Source organism: Eubacterium ramulus, assembly GCF_045002895.1.
Classification (GTDB): domain Bacteria; phylum Bacillota; class Clostridia; order Lachnospirales; family Lachnospiraceae; genus Eubacterium_I; species Eubacterium_I ramulus.
Window position 1 is genome coordinate 25,248 of sequence record NZ_CP173382.1, and the last position, 15,241, is coordinate 40,488.

The window sequence follows — 15,241 nt, forward strand, 5'->3', positions numbered from 1 at the left end:
GCCATTTTTACATAGAAATGTTACTTTAGAAAAAACAAAGATCGGAATAGATAAATATAAAAAGGATTAAGTTTTGGAAAAATCAAAGGTAACAGAGAGGTAGAACAGATATGGATGCAAAAATATTGGGAAACTACATTGCAGCACGTCGAAAAGAACTTGGTATGACTCAGGCAAATCTGGCAGAGAAAATCCATGTGACAGATAAAGCAGTATCCCGCTGGGAGCGTGGTGTTGGATTCGCATTTTTGTCTGTATGGATACAGTTCTTGGATATAAAAAATCTGGCGTATACTGGTAATTGGTCAGCAATCTATGATACAATTAATGTGCTATCAGCAGTAGTAATTATGTTTTGTATCATTACACTGTTGTTGAATTTTATAAATATTAAAACGCATGATTAAAAATATTGATTTTTTAGGAAAGCATATAATGAGAGGCAGGAAAAGTATATGTTACCACCACGAAAAGTCCAATTTGAACGCAGAATAAGCATTCCCCAGCTTCAAGTGCGTAGAGCACTAAGCGGTGGGTACGGGGGATGCTTATGTCAGTGGGAGTTAAAAGCTCCCACTGACAGGTCGCAAAGCGACTGCGTTCATGAGCAAGTAGCGAAAGCGGATTGCGAATGTCCGCTTTACGCACAAAAACGGGAAAATGAAAATTTGAGAATTAGAACATTTCTTAAATGTAATGCAGATGAAGAAAAACTGGATCGTCAATTCAAGAGTGTTCCGTTGGAAAAAGTTATGGCAATGGAAAACAGTATGTATTATACAATCCGAAAGCGGCGGGGAATCTGGCGCTAAATTTCGCTTTTACTTTTGAAAAGATTCTGGTATGATAGCATGGTGTAAAAATTTTGCTATCAGAAAAAACTGAGTGAATCATAAAACAAAGGAGAACACATAGATAAATGAGTATTTTAAATGTAGAGCACCTGACGCATGGGTTTGGTGACCGTGCGATTTTTGAAGATGTATCCTTTCGTTTGCTGAAGGGCGAGCATATCGGTCTGATCGGTGCAAACGGTGAGGGAAAATCCACATTTATGAGTATTGTAACCGGACGCCTGATGCCGGATGAAGGAAAAGTCGAATGGGCAAAAAATGTCCGTGCTGGGTATCTGGATCAGCATGCGGTGCTGGAAGAAGGAATGACCATCGGAGATGTACTGCGCTCTGCATTTTCCTGGCTGTTTGAGATGGAGACAGAGATGAACCAGATGTTTGAGCAGATGGCGGAGGCCACACCGGAGGAGATGGAACGTCTGCTGGAAGAGACGGGTACTTATCAGGAATTGCTGGATCAGCATGATTTTTATATGATCGATGCGAAAGTAGATGAAGTTGCCCGTGCATTAGGCCTGCTGGATCTTGGACTGGATCGCGATGTAACGGACTTAAGTGGTGGTCAGAGAACAAAAGTTTTACTGGCAAAATTACTGCTTGAAAAACCGGATATTTTATTGCTGGACGAGCCGACGAACTATCTGGATGAAGAGCATATCGCATGGCTGAAACGTTATCTGCTGGATTATGAAAATGCATTTATTCTGATCTCTCATGATATTCCGTTTCTGAATGAAGTAGTAAACATTATTTATCATATGGAAAATCAGGAACTGAACCGTTATGTTGGTGATTATGAGCATTTCCAGGAAGTGTACGCCATGAAAAAAGCGCAGCTTGAGGCAGCATACCGCAGACAGCAGCAGGAAATCAGCGAGTTAAAGGATTTTGTGGCAAGAAATAAAGCCAGAGTTTCTACCAGAAATATGGCAATGTCCCGTCAGAAAAAACTGGATAAAATGGATGTCATCGAACTGGCGGCAGAGCGGCCGAAGCCGGAATTCCATTTTCAGTATGGACAGACACCGGGAAAAATGCTGTTTGAGACACAGGATCTGGTGATCGGTTATGATGAGCCGTTGTCCAAACCGCTGAATTTCTCCATGGAGCGTGGTCAGAAGATCGCGCTGGTCGGTACAAACGGAATCGGAAAAACAACGTTGTTGAAGAGTATTTTGGGATTGATACCATCTATTTCCGGTGAATGTGAACTGGGCGAAAAACTGCAGCTTGGTTATTTTGAACAGGAAGTAAGCCCGGATAACCGCAACAGCTGTATCGAAGAAATCTGGGAAGAGTTTCCATCATTTTCCCAGTATGAAGTGCGTTCCGCTTTGGCAAAATGTGGACTGACAACGAAGCATATTGAAAGCCAGGTGCGTGTGTTAAGCGGTGGTGAGCAGGCGAAAGTGCGTCTGTGCAAATTGCTGAATCGTGATACGAATTTCCTGCTTCTGGATGAGCCGACCAACCATTTAGATGTGGATGCAAAGGATGCGTTAAAGACTGCATTGCAGGAGTATCGCGGAAGTATCCTGCTGATTTGCCATGAGCCGGAATTTTATCAGGATGTGGTAGACGAAATCTGGAATATGAGCCAGTGGACTACCAAGTTATAAAAAATCTATTGCGCATTGCATATACATGAAGGAAGAGGATACAGGCTGTTACGAAATGGTTGCAGAATATATTGAGAAAAAAACATCAATAGTGCAGTAGTGTATGCTAACTGAAGTGATTGACAGAGTACCCCACAGGGGTATACAATGATGTTGATTGAAAAATCATCATTTGAGAAAGAAGGAATCAGTATGGTAAAAACTGTATTAAAAATTGATGGTATGTCATGCAGCATGTGTGAAGCTCATATGAATGAAGTCATCCGCAACAATTTTAAAGTAAATAAAGTCTCTTCTTCAGCAAGTGCCGGAGAGACCGTCATCATCAGCGATGCAGAACTTGATATTCCATGGGTGAAAAAACAGGTAAAAGATATTGGATATAAAGTATTATCTTATGAATCGAAACCTTATGAGAAAAAAGAAAAGAAAGGTTTCTTCCATTTTGGAAAGAAATAAGAAACCGGGAATATGCAGTGAAAAGCCGACAATTACGACAGAGGAAATTCTGTTGTAGTTGCCGGCTTTTTCTTTATGCATTCAGATGTTGCAGTCCATGGAAGATACTTTTATGAAAAAGCAGAATGCACGGCGAAGAACCATAGTTGGGAATAAGAAGCAACCGGTGGCTTCGTTGTGCATTTTGTATATGAATAAAGCCGAGATTCTGTAAAAAATTTCATGGCAGGATTTGTCGAATCATTGTATAATAAATCTATATGCAAAAAACAGGAGAGACGAAGGATGAACTGGAAGAATGTACAGATTGTCCCAACATTTGTAGATCAGGGCGTATCCTGCTATCAACTGGAGGGCGGAGACTTTAAAAATGAATATTATATTGTATCAGAAGCGGAGACACGGAAATTATTAAATAATCCGGAGATCGTTGGATATGAGACTTATTATTGTCTGATTCCGTCCACTTCCCAGATGTTGTATTATTTCAAAGAACAGAAGAAGGTGACAACCGCCAACATTCTGTCTATTCTGCGTGGTGCGTTAAACTATCCGCTGGAGGAGAGCTGCTATCGTGAGCATATCCGTGTGCATGACATCAGTTTTCTGTCCAGTGAGCGTGTGTTCCATGAAGATGAGATTGCCGGTCTTGAGATTAAATACAGCAAGCTGACGATGGTGCCTGGAAGTACCTTGTTGATCGGTGATATCATTGCTACCGGAGAGACATTGATCCATTGTCTGCGATATGTGACTGATTTTTACCGCGCACACGGAGCAAAACTGCGCAATATTATCATCTTTACGATCGGTGGGACAAAAGGCATTGAGATTTTAGAACGCCTGACCGAGGAAATCCGTGAATACTGGCCGGATTTTGAGGGATTTATTACAGTATTTTATGAAGGTATTTTTGCAACTTACCAGGATAAAGGTGTATCCGGCATCAACCTTCCGGATGTCGATTTCTACTGGAAAGGTGGTATCATTGCGCCGGAATTCAGACGTCAGACACTTTCTATGTGCAATCCGTTATTTGAGAAATGTATCATCTATGATGGTGGCGCACGTCGTTACGAAATCCATGAGCATGTAGAGGAAGTGCTGGAATTCTGGAACGGCATGCTGGAGCGTGCAGATGAGATCGATCTGAAGGAATTGCTGGATGAGAAACTTGGTTATCCGGCTCCTTTGGCATACAATGACTGGGTGGAAGCAAACCATTATCAGGAGTTGAACGACGCACAGAAAAACTGGCTGTATCGTCAGGAACTTGGCTATATCGAGAGTTTAAAAGGAATGACTGTGCGCGAGATCGCAGAACAGAGAATCGAAGAGATTACAACAGCATTGAGAAAATATATGCTATAATAAATCTGTCAATAGCTGCATGATACGACTGCTTGCAGGCAGTATCATGCAGCTATTTGACGGATAAACACACATGAGCATGTAGGGAGATAGCCTGGAATGCGAATGTGTGTTGCGGATTCGAGAGTTCGAAGAACGTAGAAGCCGCATTTATTATAGAAGTAGAAACAGAAAAAGATACGACTGCTTGCAGGCAGTATCATGCAGCTATTTGACGGATAAATAGAAAAGATTGCGAGGAAAAATATGACCAAAAAGCAACGGGCGCTTGAAATCATCAATCGTCTGAAAACAGAATATCCGGATGCAGACTGTACATTGGATTATGATCAGGCCTGGAAACTGTTGGTCAGTGTCCGGCTGGCGGCGCAATGTACGGATGCGAGAGTCAATATGATCGTTCCGACGTTATTTGAAAAATACCCAGGCGTGGAAGCACTGGCGGATGCTGATGTGGCAGATATCGAGGAGATTGTCCGTCCCTGTGGACTTGGCAAGAGCAAAGCCAGAGATATCAGTGCCTGCATGAAGATGCTCCGGGACGAGTTTGATGGAAAAGTGCCGAAGGATTTTAACGCCTTGCTGAAACTTCCGGGTGTGGGACGAAAAAGTGCCAATCTGATCATGGGAGATGTGTTTGGGCAACCTGCCATCGTGACAGATACCCACTGCATCCGTCTGGTGAACCGTATGGGATTGGTGGATGGCATTAAGGAGCCGAAAAAAGTTGAGATGGAATTGTGGAAGATCATTCCACCGGAGGAAGGCAGCGATTTCTGCCATCGTCTTGTATTGCACGGGCGAGAAGTCTGTACTGCACGGACACAGCCGTATTGCGATAAATGCTGTCTGAATGATATCTGTAAAAAACGCATCTGATGTTAGTGATATTGTTAAGATGCGATAAATTCAAGTCGAACGCACGTGAGACTTGGTGCGTGATTCTGGTCAGCGAAAGCTGACATATTCTTTTCAGAATCACTGCACATCCACGCGGAGCGTTTATCTCAGTCGGAGATTGTACTCCCACTGAGAAAGACTTGTTTTTACTCACCACTTGCAGAAGTGGGAGTCTTCTCGACTGAGATAAAAATCCCTGTGTAAAAGCGAAGATTATATTTGCAGCAAAATAGGGGATGAATAAAGCTTTGTATGAAAGAAAACTTTGAAATCATTGTAAAAAAAGGAGAACATGAATGCTGGAAATCAAAGAGTATGTGAAGGCAGAAAGTCTGGAACAGGCATTTGAACTGAATCAGAAGCGCACCAATCAGATCATTGGTGGAATGCTCTGGATGAAAATGGGAGATCACAGAATACAGACTGCGATAGATCTGTCGGGTCTTGGTCTTGATACGATCGAGGAAGATGAGACACAGTTTTCTATCGGGTGTATGACATCCTTACGACAGCTGGAGTTACATGAAGGACTGAATCAGTGGAGCGACGGAGCAGTGCGCGAGAGTGTACGTCATATTGTAGGTGTACAGTTTCGAAATCTGGCCACTGTGGGAGGAAGTATTTTCGGAAGATTTGGTTTTTCGGATGTACTGACCTGCTTCCTGGCAATGGATACCTATGTGGAACTGCATCACAGTGGAATTCTGTCTCTGGCAGATTTTGTGAATCTTCCAAGAGATAATGATGTACTGATCCGCCTGATCGTAAAAAAGACACCGGGTAAATGTGTTTATCTGTCCCAGAGAAATACAAAAACAGATTTTCCAGTATTAACCTGTGCTGTCTGTCGGGATGAAAGAGGAATCAGAGTCGCTGTAGGTGCGAGACCACAGAAAGCGATGCTGCTGACGTTATCAGAGACACAGAATGCAGATCTTGCACAGAATCGTGCAGATGCAGCTGCAAAAATCGCAGACGAATTTGCGGCTCAGATTCCAACGCAGGATAACATGCGTGCCAGTGCTGCATATCGGACACATCTTGCCAAGGTGCTGATCCGTCGTGCGCTGCTGACCGTGACAGAGGAGGTGCAGTAAGATGGTTGTGACAATTACATTAAATGGAAAAAAAGTGGAAGCACTTGTAAAACCGGATACATTACTTATTGACTTTGTGCGTGACCATGGTTGTTACAGTGTAAAGCGTGGCTGTGAGACATCTAACTGTGGACTTTGTACTGTATTTGTAAATGATAAACCGGTACTTTCCTGTTCCATGCTGGTGGCACGGGTAAACGGATGTAAAGTAGATACTTTAGAAGGACTTCAGAAAGAGGCCGAAGAATTTGGTGCATTTATTGCAGATCAGGGGGCAGAGCAGTGTGGGTTCTGCAATCCGGGAATGATCATGAATGCCATTGCATTATTCCGGGAAAATCCGGATCCTTCTGATGAAGAAATCAAAGAATATTTAGCAGGAAATCTTTGCAGATGTTCCGGATATGAAGGACAGATGCGTGGAATCAAAGCTTTTCTGGAATACAAAAAGAATGGAGGCAGCAGATGAAAGCAGTAAATCAGCCAATTCGAAAAAAAGATGCCATGGCGCTGGTGACAGGAAAACCGGTTTTTATGGACGATCTGGTTCCGAAGGACTGTCTGATCGTCAAATTACTGCGCAGTCCCCATGCCAATGCAATCATAAAAGAAATCAATAAGACTGCAGCGGAAAAAGTACCGGGAATTGAAGCAATCTATACCTGGGAAGATGTTCCGCAGCAGCGTTTTACCACAGCGGGACAGACCTATCCGGAAGCGACACCTTATGATCGTCTGATCCTGGACCGGCATGTACGTTTTGTGGGTGATCCGGTGGCGATCATTGCCGGTGAGGATGAAGCCTGCGTGGAAAAAGCCATGCGTCTGATCAAAGTGAAATATGAAGTGCTTCCGGCAATTCTGGATTTTCATGTGGCAAAAGATAATGAAATCCTGATTCATCCGGAGGATAACTGGAGATCACTCTGTCCGGTTGGCGCGGACAATAAACGGAATCTCTGCGCCACAGCCAGATCGGAAGAAGGCGATGTGGACGGTGTGATGGCAGAATGTGATACCATTGTGGAGCATACTTATCATACTGTCGCAGATCAGCAGGCGATGATGGAGACATTCCGTACTTACTGTTCTGTGGATGCCTATGGCAGACTGAATATTTTCAGTTCCACACAGATTGTATTCCATGTGCGAAGAATTGTATCAAATGCTCTTGGTATTCCGAAGTCTCAGATCCGTGTGTCAAAACCGCGTGTGGGCGGTGGGTTTGGAGCAAAACAGACCGCAGTTTCTGAAGTGTATCCGGCATTTGTAACCTGGATGACAAAGAAACCGTCCAAAATCATTTTTACCAGAGAGGAATCCCAGATTGCATCCTCTCCCCGGCATGAGATGGAAGTACATGTAAAAGTAGGTGCAATGAAGGACGGAACCATCCGTGCGATTGATATGTATACACTGTCAAATACCGGTGCTTACGGTGAGCATGGACCGACAACGGTAGGATTAAGCGGACACAAATCCATTCCGCTTTATGCAAAAGCAGAGGCATTCCGTTTTGATTATGATGTTGTGTATACCAATGTAATGTCTGCAGGAGCATATCGTGGATATGGTGCGACACAAGGTCAGTTTGCACTCGAATCAGCGGTGAACGAACTGGCGCAGAAACTGCATATGGATCCGGTGAAGCTGCGTGAGATAAATATGGTGCGGGAAGGCGATATCATGCCTGCTTATTATGGTGAGCCAAACAACAGTTGTGCGCTGGATCGTTGTCTGGAACGCGCGGCAGAGATGATCGGGTGGAAAGAGAAGTTCCCTTGCCGGGATATGGGCAACGGAAAAGTGCGAGGCGTCGGTATGGCCATGTCCATGCAGGGATCCGGTATTTCCAATGTGGATGTAGGATCTGCGACCATTAAGCTGAACGAAGATGGAACATATCTGCTCTCTATCGCTGCTGCTGATATGGGAACCGGATGTGATACGACACTGGCGCAGGTGGCAGCGGAATGTCTGGAATGTGATACGGACAGGATCGCAGTATCCGGTGCAGATACCGATACCTCACCTTACGATTCCGGATCTTACGCATCCAGTACGGCATACGTTACCGGTAAAGCCGTGGAAAAGACAGCACTTCATCTGATCGAAGAGATGAAGCAGACAGCTGCTCAGATGTTGGAGTGCAACGTGGACGATACCCGTTTTGAAGGAGACCGTGTAAGCTGTATTTCCACAGGAAAAACCGTGACAACAGCGGAAATCGGTGTGCATTCCATGTGTGCCAATAACCATGCACTTCAGGTAACGGAGAGCCATTATTCTCCGGTTTCTCCGCCACCGTTTATGGTCGGAATGGCAGAAGTGGAAATTGATAAAGAAACCGGTGAACTGGAACTGATCGATTATGTGGCTGTAGTTGACTGCGGTACTCCGCTGAACCCGAATCTGGCAAGAGTTCAGGTAGAAGGCGGTCTCGGACAGGGTATCGGCATGGCATTGTATGAGAATGTACAGTATACGGACTACGGAAGAATGATGAACAATTCCCTGATGCAGTATAAGATTCCAGCTCGTGTGGATGTGTGCAGACTCCGGGTTGAGTTCGAGAGCAGTTATGAACAGTCCGGCCCGTTTGGCGCAAAATCCATCGGAGAGATTGTTATCAATACACCATCTCCGGCATTGGCACATGCGGTTGCCAATGCAACAGGTATCTGGGTGCGTGAACTTCCGATCACACCGGAGAAAATTGCAATGGGTACACCGGAAGAATAGAAAAAAGAAGTAAAAATCAGTGCATTTCCTTATAAAAAAGGAAAAGAATGTGAAAAAGACTGGTAAAAATTACGTTCAGCACTACCAAAATGCCTTAAAACTTGGTACAATAAGTTTTAAGGCATTCTTTTACTTCTTCAAAGCAAAAGAATACTCCGTAAGGATTGCAGAACTGAACAGCGGAAAATATCAGTTTTGCAGATGTTCAGTTCGCAGCAAGATTTGCAGACAAATCTTGAATATATCAGAGAGGCAGGTGTGGCACATATGATGACCGTGTATAAAACGGACAACCGTGTCCTTCATGAAGTAGAAGAGATGGATCCGGGAGTCTGGATTATGATGACAAATCCAACCATGGAGGAGAGTCAGGAAGTCGCGGAAAAATATGATATTGATATGGTAGATGTCCGTGCCGCACTGGATGAGGAAGAGAGTTCCCGTATTGAACTTGAGGATGGTTATACACTGATTCTGGTGGATATTCCGGCGATGGAGATCCGTCATGAATCCAAGAACTATACCACAATCCCGCTGGGTATCCTTCTGACACAGGAATGTATTATCACAGTGTGCACCGAGGAGACACCGATCCTGCAGCATTTTATTGAACGCAGAGTGCGTGAATTTTCCACAAAGAAAAAAATGCGTTTTGTATATCAGATTCTGTTCCGTACTTCAGCAATGTATCAGAGTACACTGCGTATCATTGATAAAAAGAGAACGGATATTGAGGAAAATATCGGCGGAAATACCGAGGATGAAGATCTTGTAAACTTGCATGAACTGGAATCGACCCTGGTATATTTTGCCACATCCTTAAGAGCAAATGGTGTTGTGCTGGAACGTCTGTCCAGATATAAACGACTGGAACAGTATCCGGAAGATACGGAACTGCTGGATGATGTCATTATCGAGAACAAGCAGGCGATTGAGATGACAATGATCTATCGTGATATCATCAATGGTACCCGTGAACTGGTATCCTCAGTTATCAATAACCGCTTGAATAATGTCATGAAATATCTGACGTCAATCACTCTGGTTATGGCGATTCCGACGATTATTTCCGGATTGTACGGAATGAACGTCAGTGGGAAATGGATGCCATTGTCTGATACTCCTTATGGATTCGGAATTATCTGTATCGGAACTCTGGTAATCTGTATTTTGATCCTGCTGATCTTAAGAAAGAAAAATATGTTGTAACACCAGAAACCACTATTTTACCTATCATTAAACTGGAAATTAATATCACAAAAAACGTCCTGTTTTTCACAGAAAACGACATTGAGATAAGTCGTTGCTTATGAAATAATTATCGCATCAAGATAATAAATTTCATAGGCAGCGGCTTTTTTTATGCAGAAAATATCGTTTCTGGCATAAAAATAGTCCGCATAAAAACAGGAGGGGAAAATTAATATGAAAACTATCTATGCAGAGGCTCAGCCGGGGAAAGTAGTCTTAAAGGAGAAAGAGATTCCGGCACCGGGTAAAGGAGAGGTATTACTGAAAGCAAAATACAGCGCAATGAGTCCGGGAACAGAGAACGGACTTCTTGGTGAACATATCGTACCGCTTCCAACAAGTATCGGATATGCGATGGCAGCAGAAGTTATTGAGGTTGGTGAAGGTGTGGAGGACTTAAAAGTTGGCGATCATGTAGTAGCAACCGTAGAGCATGCGCAGTATGTCGTAACATCTGAATTAAACTGTACACTTTGTCCGGAAGGCGTTGACTTAAAACAGGCAGCATTCTGGAACCTTGGCCATACAGGAATGTATGCACTCCGCCGTTCTAATTTACAGCTTGGTGAGCCGTGTGCAGTTCTCGGACAGGGATTTGTAGGAGCGATCACAGCACAGTGTGCAAGAATTGCAGGTGCTGTTCCGGTTATCGTAACTGATTTGGATAACAACCGCCTGGAAGCAGCAAAGAAAATGGGAGCAGATGTTGTCATCAACTCAAAAGAAGATCCGGATGGACTGGAACGTGAAGTTGCAAAATTAAACCGCGGCGGACTTCCGGTTATTTTCGAGGCAACCGGCGCAAGAGGACCGTTAATGCAGGCAGCTGAACTTGTTTCCGAGCGTGGACGTGTCGTTATGATTTCACAGGTACACGGCGAGGCTATGCCGCCGATCGATGATCCGATCATGCAGAAAGGTGCAAGCCTGATCGGTACATATGTAAACTCCAAACCATATAAATTAAGAAGAGCAGATCTGTTGATCGAGGGCGCTTGGCCGCCGGTAATGGGCAAAAAACTGAATCGTTATGTGAACTCTGACTGCTGGACGAGTGATGAGGATATTCAGGTATTCTTAAATTTGATCAAATATGGCAAACTCGATATCACTCCGTTGATCAGCCACGAGTTTTCATACAAACAGATTCCGGAAGCATATGCTGATTATGTATTCCCACATGTAAATCCGGATATGACAGGCGGACTGATCTGCTGGGAAGAATAAAAAAAGTATAAACTTTATAAATAAAATCTAAAAAAACAGCACTTTTTTCACAAAAAGTTGCCTTTAAGACAGGTCAGAGATGTGGCAAAATACAAGCATCAAGAGTGGCTCAGGCAAATGGGACTTATCGTGATAAAAGGAGGAAAATTGAAAAATGGCTAAAAACAAAAAATTCTTGGGATATGGAATCTTACTTTCCGTACTGGGTATCGTTTTCATGTTCCTGTATTCAGGACTTCAGAATGACCAGATCAACATTATTCAGGAGTTCAGTGCATGGAGTGGTGACGCTACTATGGCACCGATGACTGTTGGTAACTTTGTTTGTATCGTATTAACATTCCTTTACGGAACCATGTTTATCAAATTTGGAGTAAAGAAATCCCTGATTCCGACAATGATTATCTGTGCGGTAGGTTGTCTTGGAATTGCAGCAGCAAATGGACTCTCTTGTAATGATGGAGCAGGAAACTATACACTGTACTTTGTTTCGCTGTTTATTACCAGATGTACTTGTATGATGCTCCAGATGGCTGGATTCCAATTAGTAGCAAGCTGGTTTGTTCGTTTCAGAGGACAGATTATGGGTATTGTTACAGTAGGTAGCCCATTGTTCTCAGTTATCGGTACTGCAGGAATGACAGGTTTGATCAGAGGAAACTTCGGTGGAGATTACAGACCATTTTATATCGGAATTGCTGTATTACTGGTAATTGTAGCGATTGTCGTTGGATTTTTAATCAAAGACACACCGGAAGAAGCTGGACTTTATCCGGATGGCGCAGATCATGCACCAAAATCAGAGGCAGGTGGAGAAGAAGTTAAACTGACTATCAAAGACATTCTTACAACAAAGAAAGGATGGCAGGTTATTATTTCTTTTGGAGCACTTACATTTATCATCAATGCTTGTATGGGTTCCATGGCAATGCGTTACCTTACACTGGGTGATGGAGTATGGCCGACAGCTACAAAATATCTTGCAATTGGCGCAATTCTTGGTATTCCGATGTCTTATGTATTCGGTCTGATCGATGATAAAGTAGGAACTGTAAAAGCAGCAATCGTACTTGGCTTATGTGAATTACTTCCAATTCTTGGATTAATGCTTCAGCCGGAAGGCGGCAGCGTTCCACTGATGCTTATGTGGGGCTTTGGTGTAGCTTGTATGACAGGTGGTGTACCAACACTTCATCCGTGTATTATGGCCTTTGCTTATGGACGTAGAGAGTATCAGTCAGCAAACCGTATTATCATGGCAATCCAGTTAATTCCGTCAGCAGTTGCAGCACAGATTATGGTTGGATTTATCGGAAAAGGTCAGGCAGCTTCTGCGTACATTATGTTGCTGATCATTCTTGCAGTTGGTATCGTAACATTACTTACAATGCTTGGCATGAAAGATGCCAACGCAGCTGACCGTGATTATGGTAAAAAATAATAAAAACGATTTATAATCATACATATTAGACATACAGAATAATATATATGATTACCTATATTGCCTAAACCTATGAACCTATGGAAAAATGACTTCTGCATGTATGTGCAGGGGTCATTTTTCAAAAACAGGAAAAACCTAGTAAGATACTGGGAATGTGCGTGAATCGGAAAGAGTAATAAGAAAAACAAGTTGATGTTAGAAACAGAAAATAAAATGACTATCCACTCATGTGGAAGAAAAGGAGAAATGGTATGGAACTGGTAAAAATCAAAGGCGTGCAGAAAAATAAACCGGCACGGGAAGAATGCAAAAACATGCTGACCATGGCAGATATTATTGAGGGCGTCAATGCTGTATTAAATCCGGGTAAACCGAAGATCAACTGGTTTGCACCGGCAGATGACGCAGTAGCAGCCGTACATATTAAAGATGGAAAATATGACGAGGCTACTTCCAATCCATCCGTAGTATATGGCGGAAAAGTATCTGATAACAAGGTGGAGAATCTGAAAGTTGTAGCCTATGAAGGAACGGAAGGTGCTATCTATGCAGAGGGCGCAGGTACAGACGTGACTGTAGATACCGCATACATCAGCCTTGCCGGAGACGGACAGGGGATCGGTGGACCGGCCAGTGGTGCATCAGCAAAATACAATGCAAAACTGACCATCAAAAATGCAGTGATTGATACAAATGGAAGAACCCGTTATGCAACAGCAGCAGAGGAAGGTTCTGTATTGAAAGTATATGATTCTGTAATCTGTGCACACGGCATTCCGTATGGTGACGATATCGAGAGACCGGATGCGTTAATGTCTACTCCGCCACCAGCACTGGAGATGGATGGAAATACACGTACTCACTGTACGATGTCCAATTCCTCCAGTTACTTCTACAATTCAAAAATCATCTGTGATGGATGGGCAGCTCTGTCCACAGAGTCTTCCGAAGGCTATGTATACCTGGAAGCAAATGACTGTGATATTGTTTGTACCAAGAGCGGTTACGGTGCATACTCCGATCCGGGATGCCACGATTACTTCAATGACTGTAACTTTGATATGTCCTGTATGGCAGCCATTGTTGCAGGAAATTCCGATATGACATTTAATGACTGTACCGCAGAGTGTGGATCTTACTTTGCACTGACTCACTGTGTAAATGGGTGGCAGGAAGAAGTTGCGGATATCACAGTTACAGGCGGAGACATCCACACGAAGAAAGAGTGTGTACTGGTTAAGAGCCACAACATGATGCTGGATCTTTGTGATGTAAATATTTCTTCCGACAAAGGTATTCTGGTTCACACCATTGTAAATGATGATCCATGTGCAACAAAAGTTACGAAAGATGTATTTGGTGTAAATGTTGTTATGACAGACATGGATGTCAAAGGTGATCTGCTCCACGAAGATACCACGAGAGAAATGTGGGTAATGCTCAACAGCACACAGCTGACAGGTGCAATCCAGCATGCGAATGTCGCATTTGACAAAGGAAGTAAATGGGTTGCAACAGCAGATTCTGATGTCGTGTTTGTGACAGATGTAGAGCCTGCACAGATTGATGCACCGACCGGTGTGACAATTACAGCAAAAGGTGCTCAGGCAGGTGAATTTGCACTGGCAGGTGGCGGAACGTTAGTTGTCACAGCATAAGAAAATATAGTGTTTATACTGGTCAAACCAGTAGAGATATAGTATACTAAAATTATATGATTTGGGTCTTAAAACAACCAAATCCTGATTGCGTGGATTGCTCCGTGCTTTGCACTCCGATAAGTTTTGTGGAGGGTACGGAAGCATTAGAAAAAAATATGAGGTGGATGAAATGACAACAAACGTAAAAAAAGTATTGCATGCAGGAATCAGTGTTTACAATATGGAAGAGTCTCTTGCGTGGTACAAAAAGAATCTTGGTTTTGAGGTAGTAAAAAATGACGGATATGTACCGCCGCTGAAAGCAAAAATCGTGTTCATCGAGAAAGATGGATTCCAGATTGAATTATTCGAGTATGATGAGCCGAAAAAAATCCCGGAAGATCGTCTGACACCGAATACAGATCTTCAGACTGTTGGAACAAAACATATTGCATTTGCAACAGATGACATGGATGCACTGAAAGCAGGTTTTGTAGAGAACGGTGTTGATATCGCACATGAGGTTCGTATGGATGGCGAGGCGGTTATGTTTGTACGTGACTGCAATGGTGTTCTACTTGAGTTTATCCAGGGTAAATAATCAGTAGAAGTTTGTTTTTTGAGAGTTGTAAAATTT

At 43.2% G+C, this 15,241-nt stretch carries 14 protein-coding genes; all 14 read left to right on the forward strand.

All coding sequences use genetic code 11. From position 1 onward, the window contains the following. Nucleotides 1–110 precede the first annotated feature (110 nt). The 14 genes from ACIRUQ_RS00110 to ACIRUQ_RS00175 all read left to right on the forward strand — a co-directional run bounded on the left by ACIRUQ_RS00110 (nt 111) and on the right by ACIRUQ_RS00175 (nt 15,205). Nucleotides 111–407 (forward strand): helix-turn-helix transcriptional regulator, encoded by a 297-nt coding sequence (locus ACIRUQ_RS00110; RefSeq protein ID WP_055290196.1) that lies wholly within the window; start codon nt 111–113, stop codon nt 405–407. A 261-nt stretch (nt 408–668) separates the two neighbouring features. Then, a complete protein-coding gene (locus tag ACIRUQ_RS00115; protein ID WP_154301464.1) occupies nt 669–812 on the forward strand; it encodes a hypothetical protein in 144 nt (47 codons plus the stop codon). Nucleotides 813–919: 107 nt separating this feature from the next. Beyond that, on the forward strand, nt 920–2,473 hold the full coding sequence (locus ACIRUQ_RS00120; RefSeq protein ID WP_055290194.1) for an ABC-F family ATP-binding cassette domain-containing protein: 1,554 nt from the start codon (nt 920–922) through the stop codon (nt 2,471–2,473). 147 nt (nt 2,474–2,620) lie between these two features. Beyond that, the gene (locus ACIRUQ_RS00125; protein WP_021738914.1) at nt 2,621–2,932 is read left to right on the forward strand and encodes a heavy-metal-associated domain-containing protein; all 312 of its coding nucleotides are present in this window, start codon (nt 2,621–2,623) and stop codon (nt 2,930–2,932) included. A 285-nt stretch (nt 2,933–3,217) separates the two neighbouring features. Further along, nucleotides 3,218–4,303 (forward strand): phosphoribosyltransferase, encoded by a 1,086-nt coding sequence (locus ACIRUQ_RS00130; RefSeq protein WP_022036449.1) that lies wholly within the window; start codon nt 3,218–3,220, stop codon nt 4,301–4,303. A 246-nt stretch (nt 4,304–4,549) separates the two neighbouring features. Next, entirely contained in the window at nt 4,550–5,182 is a 633-nt protein-coding gene (gene nth / locus ACIRUQ_RS00135) for an endonuclease III (protein WP_021738911.1), read from the forward strand. 317 nt (nt 5,183–5,499) lie between these two features. Further along, the gene (locus tag ACIRUQ_RS00140; RefSeq protein ID WP_055290193.1) at nt 5,500–6,300 is read left to right on the forward strand and encodes a xanthine dehydrogenase family protein subunit M; all 801 of its coding nucleotides are present in this window, start codon (nt 5,500–5,502) and stop codon (nt 6,298–6,300) included. 1 nt (nt 6,301) lies between these two features. Then, on the forward strand, nt 6,302–6,769 hold the full coding sequence (locus ACIRUQ_RS00145) for a (2Fe-2S)-binding protein (protein WP_021738909.1): 468 nt from the start codon (nt 6,302–6,304) through the stop codon (nt 6,767–6,769). Further along, nucleotides 6,766–9,042, forward strand: coding sequence for a xanthine dehydrogenase family protein molybdopterin-binding subunit (locus ACIRUQ_RS00150; protein WP_022036448.1), 2,277 nt, complete (start codon nt 6,766–6,768; stop codon nt 9,040–9,042). Before ACIRUQ_RS00145 ends, ACIRUQ_RS00150 begins: the two co-directional genes overlap by 4 nt. A gap of 201 nt (nt 9,043–9,243) precedes the next feature. Then, nucleotides 9,244–10,251: a magnesium transporter CorA family protein gene (locus ACIRUQ_RS00155; protein WP_022035220.1), complete on the forward strand. Its 1,008-nt coding sequence runs from the start codon at nt 9,244–9,246 to the stop codon at nt 10,249–10,251. A 216-nt stretch (nt 10,252–10,467) separates the two neighbouring features. Beyond that, nucleotides 10,468–11,520, forward strand: coding sequence for a zinc-binding alcohol dehydrogenase (locus ACIRUQ_RS00160; protein ID WP_022035221.1), 1,053 nt, complete (start codon nt 10,468–10,470; stop codon nt 11,518–11,520). Nucleotides 11,521–11,674: 154 nt separating this feature from the next. Beyond that, nucleotides 11,675–12,961, forward strand: a complete 1,287-nt coding sequence (locus tag ACIRUQ_RS00165; protein WP_055290192.1) for an MFS transporter — start codon at nt 11,675–11,677, stop codon at nt 12,959–12,961. A 254-nt stretch (nt 12,962–13,215) separates the two neighbouring features. Further along, nucleotides 13,216–14,622 carry a hypothetical protein gene (locus ACIRUQ_RS00170; protein ID WP_055290191.1) on the forward strand — a complete coding sequence of 469 codons (1,407 nt, stop codon included), beginning with the start codon at nt 13,216–13,218 and terminating at the stop codon, nt 14,620–14,622. Between the two features lie 172 nt (nt 14,623–14,794). Next, entirely contained in the window at nt 14,795–15,205 is a 411-nt protein-coding gene (locus tag ACIRUQ_RS00175; RefSeq protein ID WP_022035224.1) for a VOC family protein, read from the forward strand. The last annotated feature ends 36 nt before the right edge of the window (nt 15,206–15,241 follow it).

Excerpts from the sequence above, each read along its gene's own strand:
- ACIRUQ_RS00110 (WP_055290196.1), top strand. The coding sequence starts at position 111 with ATGGATGCAAAAATATTGGGAAACTACATTGCAGCACGTCGAAAAGAA.
- ACIRUQ_RS00120 (WP_055290194.1), top strand. The coding sequence starts at position 920 with ATGAGTATTTTAAATGTAGAGCACCTGACGCATGGGTTTGGTGACCGT.
- ACIRUQ_RS00125 (WP_021738914.1), top strand. The coding sequence starts at position 2,621 with ATGATGTTGATTGAAAAATCATCATTTGAGAAAGAAGGAATCAGTATG.
- ACIRUQ_RS00130 (WP_022036449.1), top strand. The coding sequence starts at position 3,218 with ATGAACTGGAAGAATGTACAGATTGTCCCAACATTTGTAGATCAGGGC.
- nth (WP_021738911.1), top strand. The coding sequence starts at position 4,550 with ATGACCAAAAAGCAACGGGCGCTTGAAATCATCAATCGTCTGAAAACA.
- ACIRUQ_RS00140 (WP_055290193.1), top strand. The coding sequence starts at position 5,500 with ATGCTGGAAATCAAAGAGTATGTGAAGGCAGAAAGTCTGGAACAGGCA.
- ACIRUQ_RS00145 (WP_021738909.1), top strand. The coding sequence starts at position 6,302 with ATGGTTGTGACAATTACATTAAATGGAAAAAAAGTGGAAGCACTTGTA.
- ACIRUQ_RS00150 (WP_022036448.1), top strand. The coding sequence starts at position 6,766 with ATGAAAGCAGTAAATCAGCCAATTCGAAAAAAAGATGCCATGGCGCTG.
- ACIRUQ_RS00155 (WP_022035220.1), top strand. The coding sequence starts at position 9,244 with ATGTTCAGTTCGCAGCAAGATTTGCAGACAAATCTTGAATATATCAGA.
- ACIRUQ_RS00160 (WP_022035221.1), top strand. The coding sequence starts at position 10,468 with ATGAAAACTATCTATGCAGAGGCTCAGCCGGGGAAAGTAGTCTTAAAG.
- ACIRUQ_RS00165 (WP_055290192.1), top strand. The coding sequence starts at position 11,675 with ATGGCTAAAAACAAAAAATTCTTGGGATATGGAATCTTACTTTCCGTA.
- ACIRUQ_RS00170 (WP_055290191.1), top strand. The coding sequence starts at position 13,216 with ATGGAACTGGTAAAAATCAAAGGCGTGCAGAAAAATAAACCGGCACGG.
- ACIRUQ_RS00175 (WP_022035224.1), top strand. The coding sequence starts at position 14,795 with ATGACAACAAACGTAAAAAAAGTATTGCATGCAGGAATCAGTGTTTAC.